This is a genomic window from Arthrobacter sp. MYb213 (assembly GCF_002979915.1).
GTDB lineage: Bacteria > Actinomycetota > Actinomycetes > Actinomycetales > Micrococcaceae > Glutamicibacter.
Genome location: NZ_PCQA01000009.1, coordinates 19,822 through 38,928, shown reverse-complemented (window position 1 = coordinate 38,928; position 19,107 = coordinate 19,822). Strand labels below are relative to the sequence as shown.

Genomic DNA, 19,107 nt, shown 5'->3' with positions numbered 1-19,107 from the left:
GGTTAGTTTTCTTTCTTGTTTCGTTTGGTGGATTCTGCTCGGACTGCTGCGTGGTGCATGCCTTCGCTGACTGTGGCAGCAACTTTTTCAAAAGCTCGTACGGACTCATCTGTGGCCAGCTGCCAGTCGATCAGCCCGTTGGTGTCCAGAGCTGGTTCGTAGGGGACGGGAAGGAAAGTAGCTTCCTCTCCGAGGGCTTGCTCGAGCATGGTGCGCAGTTCTTTGCGCCGTTCCGGGGCCACTGAGCGGCGATGGGAACCGGGGGAGATGACGAGGACCGCGTGGCGGCACAGCGCGGCGTAGTGGTCATTGCCAGAGAGCTGTGACATGGCTTGGAGCTGTTCGATGGTTCGGAGCACTGAGACGACGGACTTATCGTTCATTTCCACGGGGAAGACCAGCTGGTCGGATCTTTCAATGCCGGCCAGCCAGTTCTCGGCGCGTGTGTTGTTGCCGGTGTCCAGGACGATGACGTTCCAGAAACGCTGGACTACTTCGAGCAGTTCGTTGAGGGTTTCGCGGGTGAGCATCTGCATCCGGTCAGGATCTTCATCAGAGGCGAGGACTGCGAAACGGTTGTCCCCTTGCGGGCGGGTGAAGTACTGGACGTCGCCGCTGCGGGTGTGTTCATTTTTGAGCTCTTCGAGGGCATCGAGCAGGTCGATGATGGTCAGCTTTGATCCGTTGGAACGGGTGCGCACCCCGAGGGTGCCCATGGTTTCGTTGTTGTCCATCGCTAAGACCGCATGGTCAGAGGTGTTGCCGATGGTGGAGGCCAGAGCCACGCTGATCGAGGTTTTACCTGACCCGCCGGCCGGCTGGGCGACAGTGACGGTGACGGGACGCGGGTAGACACGCCGGATGGACGCGAGCGTGGTACGCCGAGCTAATTCTTGGGGTCCTGGTTTGGGGGAGATGAGGCCGCCGGTCCATGTGCGGATTGTGCGCTGCCAGCCTTCTTCGGCAGGCAAGGGTGTTTCCAGCGCGTCTGATCCGGTGATCGCGCTGCTCAGTGTTCCAGTGACCAGCGGTGTTCCGGCGGCCAGAGGCGCTGCGCGCGTCGGTTCTGGTGCGGTGGGTTCTACTGGTTCTGGGTTGTTGAGGATCTGTAACGAAGCTTCTGGTTTGTCGGAAGCGTTCGATACGGTCAAAACATCGGTCTTCGCTTTTCTGCGTTCGTCGCCTGGCCACTCGGTGCCCATCTGCGTCCCCTTTCCTTGGATGAACCCATAGTATCAACTAGTCTTGATATAGTCAGTTTCATTCCAAAATAAGACTTTGAAGGGTTTTGATGACACGCCGAATCATCCTGTCCACCGCCGTGCTCCTGGCAGTCTCACTGAGCGCCTGCACCCCCGCGCCGGACCAAGGAACCAGTGATCCGCACGCGGATCACGGCCCCATGCATGAGATCGAAGCATCCCCAGAGCAAGTGCAGATCGATGAATGGAACCCGCAGGTTTCGGCTGAAGCGAAACACACCGCAACCAAGGCCGCCAAAGCCTACGCCCGCCCGGACCTTGACCAATCGGCATGGTTCAAAGCCTTGGCGCCGTATCTGTCCCAGAGCGCACGGACCACGTTCCAGCAGACCTCAAATCTCAACATCGCCTCCACCGAAGTCATCAAGGTGCACGAACCTGTTCAAGGCGTTTCGCCGGCCATCGCCACCGTGGAGGTGCAGACCAACGCCTCCACCCTGGAATTCTTGCTCAGCCGGTCAGATGGTCAGTGGATGGTCGAGAAAATCACGAGCAACAGCTGATGAAACGCACCAAACGCCGGGGAATCTTCACTGCCCTGGGCCTGATCAGTGTGCTGCTGTTCGGTATGGTCTTTGGCGGGATCCTCCTGCTGGGGGACAGTCCGGGCAGCGAGGTCGACACCGAAACTGACTGCTCACCTGACAGTGCGGTGCCGAAAGAAATCAACGTCAAGAACCTGCCCACCACGAAGGTCGGATCCTACAACAAGCAGCAGCTGGCCAACGCCGCGGTCATCATCAACGAAGCCAAGTCAGCAGACGTCCAGCAGCAAGGGGCCATCATCGGACTGATGACGGCCATCCAGGAAAGCTCCCTAAAAATACTGGCTAATGACGGGACCTGGAAGTACCCGCAAGACACCAACGTCATGACCGAAGCCCAATGGGTGCAAGCGCGCAAAGTCGTCATCAAATCCCTGGATCTGCCACACCAGGGAGTCGGGCACGCCTGGGATGCGCTGAGCCTCATGCAGCAGCGGCCCAGCGCCGGCTGGGGGACCGTCGAGCAGATCATGGACCCCTCCTACGCAGCCAGCACCTTCTTCGACAGGCTGAAAAAAGTTCCCGGCTGGCAGTCCTTGCCTTACGAACTGGCCGCTGAAAAAGTCCAAGTCTCAGGACTGCCAGATAACTACGCAGAGAAGCGCGCTGATGCGGAACTGCTCTATGCCGCATTGCAAGGCTCAAAGATCGAAGTCAGCGACGACGAGGAAGCCTATGCCCAGTGCAAGGACGGGGGAGACACCAGAAAGCCGGACTCAGGGGACCCCTACGATGGGCCGAAGAGCAATTCCGGGTGGGTGTTCCCCGTGGAGAGCATCTCGAAAATCCAGTACAACTACGGCGAAAACCGCGGCCCGTGGCCCCACGCTGGCGAGGATTTCAGCTCACCGAAAGACACCCCGATTTATGCTGCGGCCGATGGCCAAGTCATCCGGGCCAGCTGCTCAGACCTGGTAACCGGGCGCTCTCCCTGCCAGATCCAGATCGACCACGGACAAATCGACGGACAGAGGATCAGTACCCTCTATGTGCACATGTACGAAGACGGGGTGCTCGCCCACGTAGGGGACGAGGTCAAAGCAGGGGATCAGATCGCCAAGGTCGGAACCAACGGCAACTCCACCGGCTACCACCTGCACTTCGAAGTCTGGGAAGGCAAAGCAGACACCAACCCGGTCGAATTCCTCAAAGAACAAGGGGTAAGCATCCCCGGTTGAGGAATCCAATGCGCTTGTTGCTAGGCTCGAACGGTGGAAAAATACGCCAAGTTCATCAGCCATATTGCCTCACCACCAGCGGTCGTCACCCTCGTCCTGCTGAGCACCCCACTGCGGTACCCGGGCGTCGCGTGGCCGCCAACCTTGCTGGCCACCTTCTTTGCCGGCCTGGTGCTCTGGGCGGCGCTGATCTGGATGCGGCTGCGCGGACGGGTCACCGACGTGCACGTCACCGAACGCCGCCAACGCTGGCCGATCCTGCTGATCACCCTGGTTTCAATCCTTGGCGGCATCGCCGTACTGCTGGCAATCTCCGCACCAACCCAGATCCTAGTGGAAGTACTGTTCATGCTTGCCGGGCTGCTGATCGTCGGCCTGGTGAACCTGGTCTGGAAGCTGTCCATCCACGCAGCCCTGACTACTTTCGCGGCCTTGCATTGCCTGCTGGATCTGCCGGCAGGAGCGCAGATCGCGGTCGCCTTCATCGTACTGGTGGGATGGGCAAGAATCCGCGCCGGTCACCACGCTCCCACCCAAGTCATGGCAGGAACTCTCATCGGCGCGCTGGTGAGTCTAGGAGACTTGCTGGTGGTTTAAGCGTGCAGCCGGCTGGAGTTCATGATGATGTGACAGCAACGCAGAGATCCATCCCAGCGTGACACCGGCCAGAACACACATCATCGCCGGGTAAACAAGCAGATCCGTGAGCCAATCCAGCTGGCGGTTCGAAAGCTCCACCAGATGACCCATCGGGGAGATCATGCCGAAGGCAAAGCCAAATGCCATCAGCTTCTTCGAATAAAACGGCACCCGATACACCGAACCAGTGTTGGCCTTCATCAAAGGGTTCACCAGCATCGCAGACACCACCGCCGGATAGACATACATGGACAGCTTGTAGAGCACAACCGCGGTGTCGGTGTCCCTGAAATCATCTAACCCCATGCTGGAATATGAGAGGTCTGCAGCGAAGAACAACACGGTCATCAGTGCCACGCATAGAGGAAGGCCGGCAGTTGAGAACCTGCGGATCTTGGTTGCGACGTCGCATCGGCCGATGCTGTGGGCGATCTGGACCCCGGCGGCCAAGAACACGAAGTTGATGCAAAAATGCGAGACGAGATTCGCTAAATTAATGGAGCCGAGCAGGCGATCAATTGTGAGGTAGATCGGTTCCACTGCAAGCCATAAGCCGATGCTCATGCCCAGATGAGTAAGCCATAACCAGAGGTTGCCTGTGCCTTGAATCAGGCGGGGGAGCCTCAACCCAAGCACTAAAGTGAAGACGCTTGCTAAGATCATTGCTGCCCAGCTAGAAAAACCCATAGGCTTTTATCCTAGATGGTTTTCAAATGTCTCCAAGCTGCGCACCTGTTTTCCCACCTCGCGCAGGCGTTTCTCCGATTCGGCAAGTAACTGACCTAAAGGTACTGTGTTGAGCCAGCGGGAACGGCACTCTGGCTCCCATCCTGCCTCGCCACCCGTGAGCACACCTGACACCACCAACGCGGACGCTAAAGGGAAACTGGCATACTGGGCGACCTCGAGAGCCACATCTTCTCGTAACCGGCTGCGCAGCATCTTCCACAAGCTCGGCTGCGCGACGCCCAGTTGCTGTTGGATATGGGATCGCAGATTTCCATCGTCGGCGCAATCAAACCAATGCAACGCCAAATGATCGTAAGATTCCTCGCCGAGTTCAGCCTCGTTAACTGTCTCTGAGTTCAAACGATGAACTGTTCCCTGCAAAAGGCCGGCGGTAGGGATGAACGCTGCCATTTCGTCTGGGACGGGCGCGGAGGTGGTGATGCTTGCGAATTCCTGGAACCGGGTTAACTCATCCAAAGGATCAAGATCGAGGCCCCGCGCGATGGTAGTAATGGTTGAAGGGGCCACACTGCCACGGCTGACTTGCTGCGTGATACGTAAACGTGGAAGCCCAGACAATTGGGCAAGGCGCACTAAACCAGAGCCTGGTGCCACTGCATCCAGCCACGATTGAACTTCAGATCTACCGAGTTTCACGTGCTACCCATCCGAACCGCCACTTCAACCTGAGACAGGCGTGAAAAACTCAGATTATTGTTCCCCATTCGTCCTAACTTATCGTGACTGGCGCCCACTTCAGGCGACATCCGCAACGTAGCAAGACACGATTTGGCCACAAATCCCCGGCGAGACAGGCCCTGCGCGGATGGCGGGGAAGACAAATCGATGTGAAACGCGGAACAGGCAGATACCGGAGTATGGAACGCGCATGGCTGGCAGCAGGAGCCACTGTGGAACTCGGTTCTAATAAGAAATTAGAGTGTTCCCTACTGCTGCTAGCCGATTTCGACATACGCAACGGAAGGGTGAACTGAACATATTTGGCAAGAATCAGACGTTTGAGTGCTCAATGCGAGCTATGAATGATAATCATTCGTCAAAACGATCGCGAGCATCGCTTGCTGTTAGATGTGCGATGGACTTCAAGTACTCAGAACTAAGTGATGCAATATGGGTTCCTCGGCTGAACCCTAGCTGCGTCAGTAAGTTACTTAATCTCTGAAAGCTCTTATCGGGGTTTGTAGCCCAGTACTGTGAGAATATCTGGCGATTACCAATGAACTCGCGAGAGAAATAATCCCTGAGCCTCGACTCCGCATAGCATTGAATGTCCATTTTTTTGATGGCGGCGCTATCGAATGATTCAACGAGGCTTTGAGTTGCCGCGATGAATGAGGCCACCTCCTTGAATGTCGGTGCAGTTCCATTCTCAAAAGTTTCGATTGATCGCTTGATATCCAGTCCGCGATGGGTTTCGGCTATTTGAGCCGCTACAGAGATCAACTTTCTACTCAAGGATGCGTTCAAGCGAGTTGACGACTCTGAGTGGACGAGCGTATTGCGCCATTTAATTGCAAATAACGTCATCAGCAGAGCTGGATCATTTAGCTGAATTTGTAAATTCGATGCCAGAGCCGACAACCGTTCCGCACGTCCGTCGATCCTGTTAATTGAATCCTGAATCGATCTGTCAAATACTGAATCCGTTTTTTGGACTTGTTTTCGGTAAACGTCAATGAGGTCCGTAATCCATACGAGTGAAGTGACTAATGCATACTCGCGGCTACGAAGAGCAGAACGAGATCTGTCTTTGGGAGACCAGGACGTTGAAAATTCGTCTTTTAGGGAAGCTGTGCCATCCCGAACAGACTCAAGCCCGACAAGAACAGTGATGAGAAGGTGATTGTTTTGTCCAGCATTCTTCTTGAAGCCGATCCTTGCGGGAGTTCGGTTGATGCCAAGTTTAATTCCATGCACGTGTGCTGGTTCGGTTCGAACGAACATCTGCAGCTCTTAGGGACCCGGAGGTATATGAAGGCTGCCGCCTTGACCAGTTAGACCATCAGCACTAACGAAAGGATACACCGAGCAGTAATGTCAAGTAGTGCATTCGGCCTGATGACACGAACTATTAGCTTCTTATTTGACTTCTAAGTATGAAACCGAAGGTAGCAAATTCAGATACTTTCGGTTTAGTCAGGGAATGCAGCTATATGAGTCTCGCACTGAATCGTAGTTTTTACTCTCGTGAGCTTAGAAGAGCCGAAGTATCATCCTAAAAAGAGCTGTGTAATCTGATAGTTGTGAGTACGCCAGTTCAGACACCAATCCGTGACCGTATCCATCGAGGATGGATGTTATCCCTCTTATCGCTTGGGGCACTCCTGACAGCTCTGGCGTTTCCGACTCACGCCCTGTGGAGCTGGTTGCCGGAGACCAAGATTTCACTAGTACAGTCCATTTTGATAAGTTTCGGCGTCGCGCTCGTATCTGCGGGCGTGTTGCTGGTCTTCGAACCGAGATTACGTACGGCGGTAAGGAAATCAGCCGAATCGGGGGTGCACGCTGCTGCAGGGTCTCTCCGAGAAGAAATTCTCAGCGATGTTAGGGATGACATTGATTCGAAGATCTCATCGCTCGAAGAGCGGATGAGCAGTACTATCAGTTCTGGAATCGAGTCTGAGAACCAAGATCTCGAGAAGTTTAGAACTGATTTTAGCTACGATACTGTTCGCCAAATACTCGAGCTAGCGGTTAGTTCAAACGCGTTAGTCGATGACAAGCTTGTCGTCGACGCGACGGGCGACCCCGAGGGGCTTCGGATCGGTATATGGTTGCGCATGCCCCCGCGAGCTACACAGTTTGACTTCGCGCCGGATCCAACCGTTGAAGACGCAGAGATCTATGTTGTCGGTAGCATAGGTGCAGAGCGAAATTATGTTGAATCCATATGGCATCACAGTGAAGATTCCACCGACGCGTTCCATGAACTCATCCTCCAACTAGAAGCTGCAGGCCAGTGGGGACGGTCGAAGACTGTTGACTGGGGCGGGGTGCATAAGCGTTTGGCGCATGGGCTTGGCCTCACTGTAAGGACAAGACGGCAAGACCCTGACAGTTATCAATTACGGGGAAGGCTCAAAGAAATCGTTGGCACGAATCAACTTTGGTTCATTACGGATAAATCTATTGAATGCCCGGAATTTGATTGGGCTCATGAGTCCCCGGTTGCGGACAGGGAAACTGCCTTCAGGATCGAGTTCAAGGGCGAAACGCCCAAGATTCCTGCCGTCCCATCCAAGCCTGACTGGGCGGAGCCTCTGATTTGGAATTATCTGAAACAGCGGTTTGTCTAGGACCCGAGCTAGCCTTACGAGCCAATTTTCATAAATGCACCACAGTGGTGAAATCACTGACAGATACACACAGGAACGAACGAGCTTAAGTGCAGCAGTGCTGCTCTATTTCAGGTATTGCATTCTGATCCTTCGTGACGAGCAACTTTCCGCTCCGGACGGTTGACCTGCAGACGCACGCAAAGCCCGCCTGACGTTCAGGTACGTTGGATTCGCTGACGGACGGGAGCACTCGCAGCTACTTCTGCTCCCGTGAGTTAAGAGCCGATAATTCTGATTATGTCAAGTGATATTTATCCGATTTCAAAAAATGTAAATAATTTGCATTTTGATGGGAAAGCCCGTTATCCGTTTCCTCCGGATCCAGGTACTTTTGATGGCTCCCTGATGAGACCTTCAGAGTTGTAGGTCAGTGATCCGATGCTTGAAGAACCTCAAGACTAGGGGTTCTCTGCAATCTGAGGAGCAGACCTCTTCAGATCAATATAGTCAGCCATAGGTGCGGCTGCTCTTGACGCATGTTGGGCGATGATTCCAGGACTATAGCCAAGCAAGTCCATGAGGGTGCGTCCGTCAACTTCTTGGGTGAGGCTGCGCAGCGTCGCGTTGCGTGCTCTTTGAGGATCTATGCCGAGGACTTTGAGTCGTCCGGCGAGGGTGTCCGGGTGTAGATGCTGGCCAGCACGAGTGCCGGGGAAGAGCCAGTCGGTGCCAGCATTCGTGGTGTTGCTGTTCTCAGGGTTTTGTAATTGTTGCCAGAACAGCTCAGTGAGGGCTGTGGGTACGGCGGCCGGTGTTGCTCCGAGCTTGATGCGCATGCCGTCCGGAGCAGTGATGAGATGTTCTCGGCGAAGCAGGACGATCTTGTTCAGCGGGTGTGCCCATAGCAAAAGAATCAAACCAGCCAGGCGCGTAGACTGAGCTACTTGCTGGTGTTCTAAACAGTTCCTCACGAGTTCAGTCCGCTGCATGTCGGTAATCATTGGGTTGGCTTGAGCTTTTCGGAAGGGCGTATCAAGCCCATGGGTGCGGCTGTTTGGCTGACTATTGAGCCAGCGAACGAAGTTTCGGATGTGTTTTCGGGTGCTGGGGCCACTGCTCAGGTAGTCATCGATGTGCTTCTGTTGGAGCTTTTCTGCGCCGATATCGTGCGTCTCCTTGAGCCAGAGGAGAAGTTTCCCTGCCTCGGTGATTTCCTGTTTCGCGGCGCTGATGGCGGTACTGTGGTTGGTCTCCGGGTCTGCGGCTTTGTCGCGGATTCGTTTGAGGTGGCGCCACCTGGCGAAGAGTTCGACTATATGGCTTGTCCCGTCAGTGGGCAGGGAGGCGACTCTGGCTGTGATCCACTGCTCGAAACGAGCGAGGTTTTCGTTTCCGCGCTCGGGCATCGTGCGATGGTGAATCAGCAAGGCTCTTAGATGCTCAGCAGCGGTTGAGGTGGGTAGCTCGTCGAAGGCCTCATGGGTGAGTGCGAGGTTTCGGTTTCCAATCATTTCTAGGAGTTGGCGGGCTTTGGTGCCCGGACGCATGTAGGTATAAATACTCTCGGGCCGCCCTGTCTCTGTGAGCAGCTTTATGAGGCGGTGAAGTCGTAGATCTTCGTTAGGTTTGAGGACAGCAGTAAGGTCGTCGGTGAGAGTGCATTGCATGCATAAGCCTGCGCGGAATCGTTCTGCTTCGCGTCTGCAGCGCGTGCAGGTCAGCTCTGTGGCAATGCCGGCGCAATCGCGGCAGATCGGTTCACCAGTGGCCGAGGAGATGCCAGGGAGCATCCGGTGCTCGCGACAGTCTGGGCAGGTGCCGTACGTGTGCGTTGCTTCAGAGAAGCATGCGCCGCAGACTGATCCGTCTGGCCAACGGACTCGGGTCTTCGCGACTAACTGCTGACAACGGCAGCAGGTGTAGTTGCCCGTTGAGCGGGGACGGCCTCGCTTCTTCTGAGGTGTGAGGTTCACGAGCGTGGGCATGCGGGCTGATCCGTTACCTCCCGTGGCCGGACGGCCCGGGTTACTCATCGTCTTCAACGATTCGTGCGCGCACTGGCCTGTACTGGCGCAGTTCAGGAAGGTTCTGCCCTGTTGCATTACTACGCTGTCTGAGAGTCTTGGTGTCCGTCACGGTGTAGGCGATTAGGTCGTTGGGAGTGACATCGAGTGCGTCACAGAGTGCAACGAGGACTTTGAAAGCGATTCGTTCCGGCTCTTGGGTAACGATGCGCCAGATGGCGTTGGGGGTCAAAGTAATACCGCGTTCGTGAAGCAATTCGGTGAGTTCCTTAGCGGTATGGACACCGCGTCGTGCCATGATTTCGCGTAGCTTCCAGTTGTAAGTGATCTCGCGGCGGCTCATGAGTTCCTCCTCGATGGTTTCAGCCCAAGGGCGGCCTGGATAGTGTGCTCATGGGCCCGTTCGAGCGCAAGACGTTGGTAGTCGGGTGAAGGCATCGTATAGATCGAAGTTGTCGCCGCGTGCTCATGGCCCAACCGAAGCTGAACGAAGGTGACGTCGAATCCTTCACCGGTGATCAGATGGGTGGCGTAAGAGCGCCGGAAAGAATGGAGATCAAGTCCGGGAGGGAAACCGAGTTCGTCGATGAGTGTGTGTAGCTTACCGAGCAGGTGGGACTCACCGACAATAGAGCCCCCTGTGGTGGGGAAAAGATCATTTACGGGATGCCCGTAGCGGGGGAGACCATTGCGGATCCAATCCTGGATCATTTCCACTGACCAAGGCCAGATGGTCAGTACTGAGCGGGGTTTCTTCGCCGAACCGCGGTGTGGTTTCCCCCAGCGCACGCGAAGCACCCCGTGCTCGCCGAGATAGGGTGCCTGCGCATTACGCGAATAGTCCACGACCTGAAGGTGGCGCAACTCGTTGGCACGCAAGCCCCAGCTGTAGGCGCTCTTGAATGCGATCGCGTCACGCCAAGCGGCCAAAGCGCCTTTGCGGCCGGAGTCCAAGATCCGTTCGACTTCAACGTCAGCTAAGTCGAAGAGCTCCTGCAGCTCGCGCTGAGTGAACGGCCGTTTGGCAGGGCGTGCCTCGGAGGGTTGGGCGTGGGTGATGTGGTTCAGTTCGGTAACTACCTGAGCGAAGACTTGCCCGAACAGCTTCGCACTCTGTTCGCACCAGTCATAATGAGGGTCGCAGACGTACTCGCAGAAGAGCTTAATATGACCCTGATAGGCGCGAACGGTCCCATGGGAGAGGTTTCGGACAGCCCTGGCATGCGAGAAAAAGTCGTCAGCATCCCCGAGGCTCCATTCCCACGGATAACTACCAGCGAAGTCCACCATACTCATCACCACGTTCCGTCGGGTCCGAATCGTGGCTAGCGCGAAGTCTTTCGCTCTTTGCTGCTGGGCCCAGCCATCTAAGACCATGCTGAGGAAAGCGTCCGGGTCTGGATCGTTCCCACCGAACGGAGCAAATAAAACATTTTCGTTGTTGCCCATCGACCGTCCTCAGCGCTCGAAACTGGATTGCGATTCTCGCACATAATTTGCGAAACTCGCAATAGCTAAGTCGGAAAAAGCACGTCAACACATACATTGCCGCTGGATCTTTAGCGTCGTCCTAGACCAAGAACATCGCCAGCCTGACGGACGTCACCACTGATAAAGCTCAGGTCAAAGGGTGGTTGGGGGTCAATGCGGTTCGTTACCCGAAATGTCATCATGTGCGGTAGGAGCACATAATGTCTTTTCAAATTAACATAAGATCGATTATCGGCGTTTCCCAATGGGGGATTGACCAGGCGAAAACACGAAGTTCACGCTGCACAGCCGCGAATGGCGGTCAACGTCGTTTCAAAGCCGCGGCCGCGGCAATGGCCTCTTCGGCCACGATCTCGTAGTTTTCCCGCGATGCGGAGAGCGGAACGGAATCCTCACCATATTTCTCATAGGCGATCCGCACAAGATCCGCAGGGTCGGTGATGCCCAGCGCATTGGCAATCCGCCCCAGGTCCTCGATATCTTTTTGCCGTTCGGCGGCAAGCTTCATGGCCGCGAGCGTGGGCAGATCGGCCAGCCATATCGCAGCGGAGGTCCCTTCCTTCCCGGCAACCCATGCGGCATCGTCCGGCAAGAAAGCGGCGGCCTTCGAATTGAGCCAACCGACGGGCAAGCCGTATTCGGTGGCCATCTCCCGGGCCACCTCCTCGACCACGGAGGCGCTTGCGTATCTGGCATCAATGTCTTCCGTGGAACGATCCAGCAGCCCGTGCAGCAGCAAGGCCGCCCCGCCGACGATCTGGATGTTCAGTGCCACGCCGCCGATCGCGGCCGCCTATCCCGCGGGGGCGCGGATCCGGCCTGCCGCCGACTTGTACTGGCGGTGGAGGAAGGCGATGTTGTCGGAATTGCCCGCGGCGAGGCCGCAGGTTACCGGTACGTCCTGGACGTCGACATGCACGGCAGGTCATTGTCGCTGCTCATCGCCGAGCCGGACTGGGTACTCGAAGATTCGCGCCATTTGGACGCCGTACCCACCAAGTAGCCCCTCAAGCGCCCAGGGCCAGCCGCAACTATTGCTGCCGGTGCGCGCTGGCCGCTGCAACGGCACGGCTGGCCGCATAGCAGACCTTCCGCAGCACATTGGCCTGCGAGTCCGGCGCAAACTTTCCGGCAGGACCGGACACCGACATGGCGGCGACCGGCCTGCCGTTGGCACCCATGACCGGGGCCGCAATGCAGTTCAATCCCACTAGGATTTCCTCCCGGTCAAAGGCGATGTTGGTTTCCCGCACTTTGGCCAGTTCTGCCCGGAACGCGTCCGGATCCGTGATGGTCGCGGGAGTCCAGGCTGACAGTTCCGACCGCAGGACCTGCTCGGTGGCATCGGGATCGTAGGACAGTAACATCTTGCCCACTGCCGTGCAGTACGCAGGGGCCCGACCGCCGATGCGCGAGGGACTGCGGACCTGCAGGTGGCCGTAGAGCTTATTCAGGTACACTACGTCGGTGCCAACCAGGACCGCCAGATGGACGGTTTGGCGGCTCATCTCATACAGGTCGGCCAAGTAGGGCGTAAGGGCATCTCGGATCCGGCCATGGCTTGCGCTCTCGTGGCTGGCCCCTAGGTTATTGATCAGTTTGCCGAGCCGATAGGCATTACCTGCCCTCTCCACGGCCCCGCTGCGCTGCAGCATGGCCAACACGCGGAACGCGGTGGACTTAGACATGTCCGCCCGGCGGGCGAGTTCACTGACGCCGGCACCGGTGAGAGCATCATTTCCAAAGGCGCTCAGCAGGGCCATGGCCTTGTCGACGGCGGCGCGGTCATCGCGACCGGCGGCAGCAGCAATGGATGCCATTTTAATCCTTCAACATGAGGTGCGACCGTCCACGGACCGTGAACCCGATTGGCTAAGGCTGGTCCTCTAGGACCGGCCATTTCATTTTGCGCTCAACATCAGGGTATGTCAAACATGACTATGCGTCATTTATAAGTGACAATGAAATCATGTCTCTAAACGACCTCGTATCCAGGAATGTCCGCCGCTTCCGTTCCGAACGGAACCTCACCTTAGGCGACCTTGCCCGTAGGGCGTCATTGTCCAAACAGACACTCTCCAAGATCGAACAAGGCGAGGGCAATCCCACAGTGGGCACTCTCGAAGCGATCGGCGAGGCGCTGGGTCTCAGTTTCCGTCGGCTGGTGACAGAATGGGGATCCAAAACCGCTGTTTCCCGGGTGGATGACGCAGTCTGGGTTCGCACGCCTGTGGGTGAAGAACGCAACCTGGACCGGATCTACGGCACAGGTTACGTCCGCACCCAGTTGGTCACCGTGGAGCAGACCCAGCGTATGAAGCTCGTTCCCCCCCAAAGCCCAGGAACCCTGCACCAGCTCTATGTCATCGAAGGCAGAATTGAGGCGGGTCCGGAGAACGAGATGCTGGTCCTCAACATCGGGGATTTCGCGCGGTTCCCCGGAGACGTGGGCCACGGCTACCGCAGCCTTGACGGACGGGCCGTGTTCCACCTGACAACGACGGCCCCTGAGGTCCCGCAATTCACATCGGCCGAATGACCGACTGGCCTGCGATTGCCTAAGCGGCGTTCCTACGGAAGGCCGTGCAGGTGGGCTCCGAAATCTTCGACCAGGAGGTTCGAAATGAGGCTTTGGTCGCCGCCTTTGCTCGGTCCACGACGCCTTCCGCGTTTGTTCAGTCTCTTCCATCGTGAGGCGCCGATATTTTCGTAATGCCCCCAGCAAGCCTGGGCTGCAGGCCCGTGCGCACACGCCCATTCCGTCTGGCAGCACGCTTTGTGGCCGATTGCACTCAGGTTTGCCACGATATGACACATAACCAGCGGTCGGCTGCCCGCCCTGCTGCCCCACACATCTGAGGAGCCTCGAAATCCATATGCTTGCCGCTGTCGCCGTCCGTCAGAACGCCGCCGATCCACTGTCCGGACTTGAGTTGAGCGACGTCCCGCTGCCTCAGGCCAAGCCCGGGTGGACGCGGGTGAAAGTGAAGGCATCGTCCCTGAACATGCATGATCTCTGGACACTCCGGGGTATCGGACACGATCCGAAGAACATTCCCATCATTCTTGGATGTGACGTTGCGGGGGTCACCGAAGAGGGCCGCGAGGTGGTTGTGCACCCGATAATTGCCGATGCCGCCGCAGGTCGCGGTGACGAAACGCTCGACCCCAACCGGGCGCTGCTCTCGGAACGGCACGACGGCGGTTTCGCCGAGTACATCGTTGTACCAGACCGGTGCCTGGTGGACAAGCCATCCCACCTGAGTTTCGAGGAGGCTGCCTGCCTCCCGGTGGCGTGGTCCACCGCCTACCGGATGCTCTTCACGCAGGCCCGCGTCACTGCGGGTGACCGGGTCCTGGTCCACGGAGCTGGAGGCGGCGTGGCCGGTGCTGCCATTGCCATGGCGGCGGCGGCAGGAGCTACCGTATACGCCACCAGCCGGACCGAAGCCAAACGCCAGCTAGCACGGGAGCTCGGCGCGCACGCCGCCTTCGAACCTGGAGCACGCCTCCCGGAGCGCGTAGACGCCGTCATCGAAACCGTTGGAGAAGCAACCTGGGCACACTCGCTGAGGTGCCTTCGCCCCGGCGGGGCGATAGTCATCGCTGGGGCCACCAGCGGCACGTCTCCAGAGGCGGATCTGGGCCGGATCTTCTATCAGCAACTGCGAGTACTGGGATCCACCGGTTCGGCCCTGCACGAAACAGCCGCAATGTTGCGGCTTATGGAAACAACTGGGCTGCGCCCCCGCATTGACCGTATCCTGCCCCTAGAACGAATCCACGAAGGCTTCCAGGCGATGATCGACGGCGAGCTCCACGGAAAAATTGTCATCAGCGTCGCCTAACGTGTGTTGCTAGACCGCGCATTTGATCCAGATGAGGGGTCGAGATGGGGGACGCCAGCGAAGTAGCTGCGAACTGTTTTGTCGATTCGGGTCGCGATGCCGCGCCAGTGTTTGAGCCGGTTGAAGCACCGTTCGGCAACATTTCGGCCCTTGAAGGCTTCGTTGTCGATGGGCTGGGGTGCCGACCTTCGGAACCGCGCCGAGCCTGCCCGGCGATCTGATCTGACCGGTCGGATATTGTGACTTTGATTGCCCAGCAGGCCATGTAGCCTCGGCTGTGGATATTGCACGTTATTCGCCGTGGGACGTACCCCCCGGACAAGTCCGCGAAGCGGCCGTAGACTGAGATCCAGTTTCCGGACCTCTCGGGTATTTCACGGGCGCCCCGGTGCGGAACCGCCATAAAATGTCCTCAGTGTCCGCTGCATGTCCATGATCGGACGCCGGTTCGCTTTCCACGACGGAAAATGCGGTGTTATCAGAGCCCGTGCCGTGTAGGAAATTTCCTGCCTCGCTGCAATCAATCCAGCCTGACGGATCGACCTTCTTAGGTGCAGCAACTCACCTAGCCAGTGGTTGCGTGCGATAACCAGAACGTGCGGGTGTAGTTGCCTGAGCCGACGCAAGTACTACGGGTGGCCGGCTTCCCTGAAGAGGAACTGGCCACCCGTATTTTGGCGCCTGGTGAGATTTAGAGGCTGACGCCGCGGGCGGACAAGTACTGCTTGATGATCGTGTTGAACTCTTCGGCGCGCTCGACCTGCGACCAGTGTCCGCACTGGCTGAAGATATGAGCATCAGCGGTCGGAATGATGTTCAGCAGCTCCCACGTGCGTGAAACCGGAATCACCACATCCTGGACGCCGTGGATTAGAAGGACGGGGATATCTAGTTTGGCGAGAATGCCAAGGTCGAGCGGAAGTGCATCGCGATCGCGATCACGCGCGGCAACCACATCAGCCAAACGATCCGACGCCGTATCGTTCAACGCGGACTGGTAGCGGAGTGAGACCAGCTCGTCCGTGACGAGGGACTTGTCCACAACGAACAGCTCCAGGGTCTTGCGGATGCCTGCTTCTGAGAGGTCAGGTTTGGAGTGTCCGGCTAGCGCGCCGGTCAGCTTCGCGCCGCCCGTGCCCATGGAAATGATGCCCAGCAACCGCTCCGGGTAGTCGATGGCGAATTGGAAGGCTAGCCAGCCACCTAGTGAGTTGCCCACAATCCATGTTTTCTCGATGCCCAGCGCGTCGAGGACGCGAACCGCGTGGCGGACCCATTCCTTAATGCCATACAGGGTGCCCTCAGCCACCACTGACTGACCGTAGCCAATGGAATCGATCGCAATACAGCGGGCCTGTTCGCTGATCTCCGGCAGGTTCAGCCACCAGTTGGCAGCCGCGGTAACTCCAGTGCCCGAACCGTGAAGGAAGAGGATCGGGACCCCCTCGCCGATGTCATGGTAGTGGGTGATCTCGCCCTCAGCGGTTTCAACCCATTTATCTTCCAAACCAAAGAACGGGGCGGTGACGTAGCTGGGAACTTGCATTTGGGTCGTCATAGCTGTGGCTCCTGAACTGACGGGCGGCTAGCCGCGGGAATCGCAAGGCGGGCCTTGCAGGGGGTTCCGTATCACGTTAGGCATATTCGGAGCGTGCGTGTGGCCGGCGTTCCATCGTGCGGCACGCGGGACCGTCATTGTGCCCCTACACCCTGCGTTCCAAAAAGGGGAGCTGGGTTTTGAGCGCGCTGCACTCGGATCTGGTCGTTGTCGAGTGCCGCCATAGCTACCTTTGTGGCGTCGCCTGTTACCGCCATGGTGGGGAGAAGGGGTAGACGCGGCGCTTTCAGGGAACGCACAAGCGCCCAAAGATCGTACAGCAGTCCGGAGACGAGGGCTGTGTTCCGCTCACACCCTTGTTTAAATACAACGAACGTTGTACAACAGTACTTACATATAAAAGTGGCTGCCGTCACGCCGGTACGTGGCTGCGGTCACGTACGTCGCTACGAAGGGATATTCGTTTTGGAAAGCACACCGCAGGAGTTAGCCAGACGCTGGAACCAGCAGCGCGGCGAAATCGAAGGTATCGAGATGCCACGGAATATAAGGGCACTCGTTGAGGCGGCGGCCCGACTACACGGGGATCGCAAGGCGTGGGACTTCTTTGAGGCTGATGAGGCAACAACGTTCACTGAGGTTGCGGAGTCGGCGGCCAAGGCGGCCAACGCACTACGAGCGGTGGGTGTCAGGAAGGGCTCGGTCGTGGCGGTCATGTTGCCCAACTCGGTCCTCTTCCTGGCCACGTGGCTCGGGCTGGCCTACTTGGGGGCTGTGATCGCGCCCGTGAACGGTCGCTACACCGCCCGCGAGGTAGAGCACGTCCTGCGCGTTTCCGGCGCAACGAAGCTGATCGTCGGCCCCCGCCATGATGAGCTGAGCGGCGCCCTCGACCCGTCCGTACTGGCGCACGTGGACCTTCTCGATGGTGGCGACGGGCGATCCGGCCCGTGGGCTGCCAGCGTCGCCGCTTCCGATCCTTCGTTTGCTCCGGTCGACGATGTCTCATCGTCCGATGTTTCCAGCGTCCAGTTCACTTCGGGAACCAGCGGCTTCCCCAAGGGGTGCCTCCTAACCCACGGTTCCTGGATCTACTCAGCGACTGTGTTTGCGAACTACGCCGGGCATTCCATCGAGCGATTCCTGTGCAACCAGCACCTGTTCTACCTCGACGGACAATTCAACACCCTCGTAAACCTGTACCGGGGCACCACGACCTACTACTGCTCCACCCCGAGCGTGGCTAAATTCGACAGCTGGCTGCGTAAGTACCGGATTCAGTCGGCTTTCTACTTTGACCCGCTCTTCGCTGCTGAGCCGCAGGGTGCGCCAGAGGACTACGACCTCCGGATCCTTCACATCGCCGGGTTCAATAAAAAGCGCCACCAGGATCTACAGGACCGGTACCCGGGGTCCATCGTGCGCGAGACCTTCGGCATGAGCGAGTACGCGCCGTCGCTGGTCATGCCGCTGGACGCCGATGCGCTCAACGGTTCCGGGTCCTGTGGCTTGCCGGCCCCGCACACGCGCCTTCGCATCGTCGACGAGCAGGGTTACGATGTCGTTCCGGGGGCGACCGGAGAACTCCTTGTCCAGGGACCGGGCATGATGCTTGGCTACGCCAACAACCCGGAGGCCACCGCCGATTGCATCCGCGATGGATGGCTACACACTGGAGACCTCTTCCGCCAGGACGAGCACGGCTTCTTTTACATCGTAGGCCGCAGCAAGGACATGGTCCGCCGCAACGCGGAGAACGTTGCCTGTGCCGAAGTCGAAACCGTGCTGCGCCTGCATCCGGGCGTCCGGGAGGCCGCCGTCGTCCCCGTCCCGGACGAAACCGTTGGCGAGGAAATCAAGGCGTATATCCAGCCCGCCGGACCACCCGTGGATCCACAAGATATCGTGGATTTCTGCGCCGGCCACCTGGCCAAGTTCAAGGTGCCCCGCTACATCGCCTTCGTGGATACTTTTCCGATGACCGAGTCCGCGCGGGTGGAGAAGAAAAAGCTCGTCTACGGCGTAGATGACCTCACCGCCGGTGCCTACGACGCCGCCGGCATCAAGGCGGACGCGTGAGCCCGGAGCAGCCACGAAGCATCGGCGACTTCCCCTCCAAGGTCGGACAGACCTACACGGGCGAATGGATGGGTCTGGACCCGCAACGCATTGCCGGCTTCTGGGTCGGGACCTACTTGGACGAGACTTACGGGCAGTCCTTGGGTCCTGAATACCCGCCTGGCCTCGTTGAGGGGTTCTACCAGCTCGCCCTTCTGGACTATTTGAGTGCGCAAATCATCGGACGCTGGCACGGATTCAACTATGGTCTGGACAAAGTCCGCTTTATTCGCCCGCTCAACGAGTCGCAACAGGTCCGTCTTGCCCTGACCGTAGCTGAAACAGCAAGCAGGGACTCGGGCCTTCTCGTCACCTACGACGCCGTCCTCGAGGCCAGTGGCCAAGAGAAGCCAGCCATGGCAGCCCGCTGGCTCGTCCTGCTCCAGGATCTTCAACCCCACAACTACACCCAATAA

General features: G+C 58.0%; 20 protein-coding genes. 10 read left to right on the top strand and 10 right to left on the bottom strand.

Annotation, left to right across the window (positions count from 1 at the left end):
- Nucleotides 1-2: 2 nt before the first annotated feature.
- Nucleotides 3-1,202 (bottom strand): MinD/ParA family ATP-binding protein, encoded by a 1,200-nt coding sequence (locus CQ011_RS17190; protein WP_105678928.1) that lies wholly within the window; start codon nucleotides 1,200-1,202, stop codon nucleotides 3-5.
- Nucleotides 1,203-1,291: 89 nt separating this feature from the next.
- Between CQ011_RS17190 and CQ011_RS17940 the strand changes: the two genes are divergently transcribed.
- Genes CQ011_RS17940 through CQ011_RS17180 form a run of 3 tightly spaced genes read left to right on the top strand, consistent with a single transcriptional unit; the run spans nucleotide 1,292 to nucleotide 3,582 of the window.
- Nucleotides 1,292-1,765, top strand: a complete 474-nt coding sequence (locus CQ011_RS17940) for a hypothetical protein (RefSeq protein WP_181148187.1) — start codon at nucleotides 1,292-1,294, stop codon at nucleotides 1,763-1,765.
- On the top strand, nucleotides 1,765-2,985 hold the full coding sequence (locus CQ011_RS17185; RefSeq protein WP_181148186.1) for a M23 family metallopeptidase: 1,221 nt from the start codon (nucleotides 1,765-1,767) through the stop codon (nucleotides 2,983-2,985). The genes CQ011_RS17940 and CQ011_RS17185 overlap by 1 nt, the downstream gene beginning before the upstream one ends.
- 33 nt (nucleotides 2,986-3,018) lie before the next feature.
- Nucleotides 3,019-3,582 (top strand): phosphatase PAP2 family protein, encoded by a 564-nt coding sequence (locus tag CQ011_RS17180; protein WP_105678926.1) that lies wholly within the window; start codon nucleotides 3,019-3,021, stop codon nucleotides 3,580-3,582.
- On the opposite strand, the gene CQ011_RS17175 is transcribed toward CQ011_RS17180, so the two are convergent.
- From CQ011_RS17175 to CQ011_RS17165, 3 genes are all read right to left on the bottom strand, one after another.
- Entirely contained in the window at nucleotides 3,559-4,311 is a 753-nt protein-coding gene (locus CQ011_RS17175; RefSeq protein WP_105678925.1) for a hypothetical protein, read from the bottom strand. The genes CQ011_RS17180 and CQ011_RS17175 overlap by 24 nt on opposite strands.
- Before the next feature lie 6 nt (nucleotides 4,312-4,317).
- Nucleotides 4,318-4,947, bottom strand: coding sequence for a hypothetical protein (locus tag CQ011_RS17170; protein ID WP_219844229.1), 630 nt, complete (start codon nucleotides 4,945-4,947; stop codon nucleotides 4,318-4,320).
- 456 nt (nucleotides 4,948-5,403) lie between these two features.
- A complete protein-coding gene (locus CQ011_RS17165) occupies nucleotides 5,404-6,318 on the bottom strand; it encodes a hypothetical protein (RefSeq protein WP_105678923.1) in 915 nt (304 codons plus the stop codon).
- 350 nt (nucleotides 6,319-6,668) lie between these two features.
- On the opposite strand from CQ011_RS17165, the gene CQ011_RS17160 reads away from it, so the two are divergent.
- Nucleotides 6,669-7,670, top strand: a complete 1,002-nt coding sequence (locus CQ011_RS17160) for a hypothetical protein (RefSeq protein ID WP_105678922.1) — start codon at nucleotides 6,669-6,671, stop codon at nucleotides 7,668-7,670.
- A 440-nt stretch (nucleotides 7,671-8,110) separates the two neighbouring features.
- On the opposite strand, the gene CQ011_RS17155 is transcribed toward CQ011_RS17160, so the two are convergent.
- The 4 genes from CQ011_RS17155 to CQ011_RS17140 form a co-directional block, all read right to left on the bottom strand.
- Complete coding sequence (locus tag CQ011_RS17155; RefSeq protein WP_105678921.1) at nucleotides 8,111-9,319, bottom strand: site-specific integrase; 1,209 nt, start codon at nucleotides 9,317-9,319, stop codon at nucleotides 8,111-8,113.
- A gap of 358 nt (nucleotides 9,320-9,677) precedes the next feature.
- Nucleotides 9,678-10,019 carry a helix-turn-helix domain-containing protein gene (locus CQ011_RS17150; protein ID WP_105678920.1) on the bottom strand — a complete coding sequence of 114 codons (342 nt, stop codon included), beginning with the start codon at nucleotides 10,017-10,019 and terminating at the stop codon, nucleotides 9,678-9,680.
- On the bottom strand, nucleotides 10,016-11,125 hold the full coding sequence (locus tag CQ011_RS17145; RefSeq protein ID WP_105678919.1) for a tyrosine-type recombinase/integrase: 1,110 nt from the start codon (nucleotides 11,123-11,125) through the stop codon (nucleotides 10,016-10,018). The genes CQ011_RS17150 and CQ011_RS17145 overlap by 4 nt, the downstream gene beginning before the upstream one ends.
- 343 nt (nucleotides 11,126-11,468) lie before the next feature.
- Entirely contained in the window at nucleotides 11,469-11,942 is a 474-nt protein-coding gene (locus CQ011_RS17140; protein ID WP_286161249.1) for a DUF6036 family nucleotidyltransferase, read from the bottom strand.
- Nucleotides 11,943-12,008: 66 nt separating this feature from the next.
- On the opposite strand from CQ011_RS17140, the gene CQ011_RS17935 reads away from it, so the two are divergent.
- A complete protein-coding gene (locus CQ011_RS17935) occupies nucleotides 12,009-12,170 on the top strand; it encodes a hypothetical protein (RefSeq protein WP_181148185.1) in 162 nt (53 codons plus the stop codon).
- A gap of 28 nt (nucleotides 12,171-12,198) precedes the next feature.
- On the opposite strand, the gene CQ011_RS17135 is transcribed toward CQ011_RS17935, so the two are convergent.
- The gene (locus tag CQ011_RS17135) at nucleotides 12,199-12,987 is read right to left on the bottom strand and encodes an IclR family transcriptional regulator (protein WP_105678918.1); all 789 of its coding nucleotides are present in this window, start codon (nucleotides 12,985-12,987) and stop codon (nucleotides 12,199-12,201) included.
- Between the two features lie 149 nt (nucleotides 12,988-13,136).
- Between CQ011_RS17135 and CQ011_RS17130 the strand changes: the two genes are divergently transcribed.
- From CQ011_RS17130 to CQ011_RS17930, 3 genes are all read left to right on the top strand, one after another.
- Nucleotides 13,137-13,706 (top strand): helix-turn-helix domain-containing protein, encoded by a 570-nt coding sequence (locus CQ011_RS17130; protein WP_219844228.1) that lies wholly within the window; start codon nucleotides 13,137-13,139, stop codon nucleotides 13,704-13,706.
- Between the two features lie 337 nt (nucleotides 13,707-14,043).
- Nucleotides 14,044-15,015: a zinc-binding dehydrogenase gene (locus CQ011_RS17125; RefSeq protein WP_105678917.1), complete on the top strand. Its 972-nt coding sequence runs from the start codon at nucleotides 14,044-14,046 to the stop codon at nucleotides 15,013-15,015.
- Between the two features lie 44 nt (nucleotides 15,016-15,059).
- The gene (locus CQ011_RS17930) at nucleotides 15,060-15,236 is read left to right on the top strand and encodes a hypothetical protein (RefSeq protein ID WP_181148184.1); all 177 of its coding nucleotides are present in this window, start codon (nucleotides 15,060-15,062) and stop codon (nucleotides 15,234-15,236) included.
- Nucleotides 15,237-15,706: 470 nt separating this feature from the next.
- Here the strand turns inward: CQ011_RS17930 and CQ011_RS17120 are convergent, their stop codons facing one another.
- Nucleotides 15,707-16,573, bottom strand: coding sequence for an alpha/beta fold hydrolase (locus CQ011_RS17120; protein WP_105678916.1), 867 nt, complete (start codon nucleotides 16,571-16,573; stop codon nucleotides 15,707-15,709).
- A 402-nt stretch (nucleotides 16,574-16,975) separates the two neighbouring features.
- On the opposite strand from CQ011_RS17120, the gene CQ011_RS17115 reads away from it, so the two are divergent.
- Nucleotides 16,976-18,652 (top strand): class I adenylate-forming enzyme family protein, encoded by a 1,677-nt coding sequence (locus CQ011_RS17115; protein ID WP_219844227.1) that lies wholly within the window; start codon nucleotides 16,976-16,978, stop codon nucleotides 18,650-18,652.
- Nucleotides 18,649-19,107 (top strand): hotdog family protein, encoded by a 459-nt coding sequence (locus tag CQ011_RS17110; protein WP_105678914.1) that lies wholly within the window; start codon nucleotides 18,649-18,651, stop codon nucleotides 19,105-19,107. Before CQ011_RS17115 ends, CQ011_RS17110 begins: the two co-directional genes overlap by 4 nt.

Bases quoted from the DNA above. Each gene is read 5' to 3' on its own strand.
- CQ011_RS17145 (WP_105678919.1), bottom strand. From the start codon at position 11,125: ATGGGCAACAACGAAAATGTTTTATTTGCTCCGTTCGGTGGGAACGAT.
- CQ011_RS17175 (WP_105678925.1), bottom strand. From the start codon at position 4,311: ATGGGTTTTTCTAGCTGGGCAGCAATGATCTTAGCAAGCGTCTTCACT.
- CQ011_RS17120 (WP_105678916.1), bottom strand. From the start codon at position 16,573: ATGACGACCCAAATGCAAGTTCCCAGCTACGTCACCGCCCCGTTCTTT.
- CQ011_RS17930 (WP_181148184.1), top strand. From the start codon at position 15,060: ATGGGGGACGCCAGCGAAGTAGCTGCGAACTGTTTTGTCGATTCGGGT.
- CQ011_RS17190 (WP_105678928.1), bottom strand. From the start codon at position 1,202: ATGGGCACCGAGTGGCCAGGCGACGAACGCAGAAAAGCGAAGACCGAT.
- CQ011_RS17940 (WP_181148187.1), top strand. From the start codon at position 1,292: ATGACACGCCGAATCATCCTGTCCACCGCCGTGCTCCTGGCAGTCTCA.
- CQ011_RS17185 (WP_181148186.1), top strand. From the start codon at position 1,765: ATGAAACGCACCAAACGCCGGGGAATCTTCACTGCCCTGGGCCTGATC.
- CQ011_RS17125 (WP_105678917.1), top strand. From the start codon at position 14,044: ATGCTTGCCGCTGTCGCCGTCCGTCAGAACGCCGCCGATCCACTGTCC.
- CQ011_RS17150 (WP_105678920.1), bottom strand. From the start codon at position 10,019: ATGAGCCGCCGCGAGATCACTTACAACTGGAAGCTACGCGAAATCATG.
- CQ011_RS17165 (WP_105678923.1), bottom strand. From the start codon at position 6,318: ATGTTCGTTCGAACCGAACCAGCACACGTGCATGGAATTAAACTTGGC.
- CQ011_RS17130 (WP_219844228.1), top strand. From the start codon at position 13,137: ATGTCTCTAAACGACCTCGTATCCAGGAATGTCCGCCGCTTCCGTTCC.
- CQ011_RS17155 (WP_105678921.1), bottom strand. From the start codon at position 9,319: ATGCAATGCACTCTCACCGACGACCTTACTGCTGTCCTCAAACCTAAC.
- CQ011_RS17135 (WP_105678918.1), bottom strand. From the start codon at position 12,987: ATGGCATCCATTGCTGCTGCCGCCGGTCGCGATGACCGCGCCGCCGTC.
- CQ011_RS17160 (WP_105678922.1), top strand. From the start codon at position 6,669: ATGTTATCCCTCTTATCGCTTGGGGCACTCCTGACAGCTCTGGCGTTT.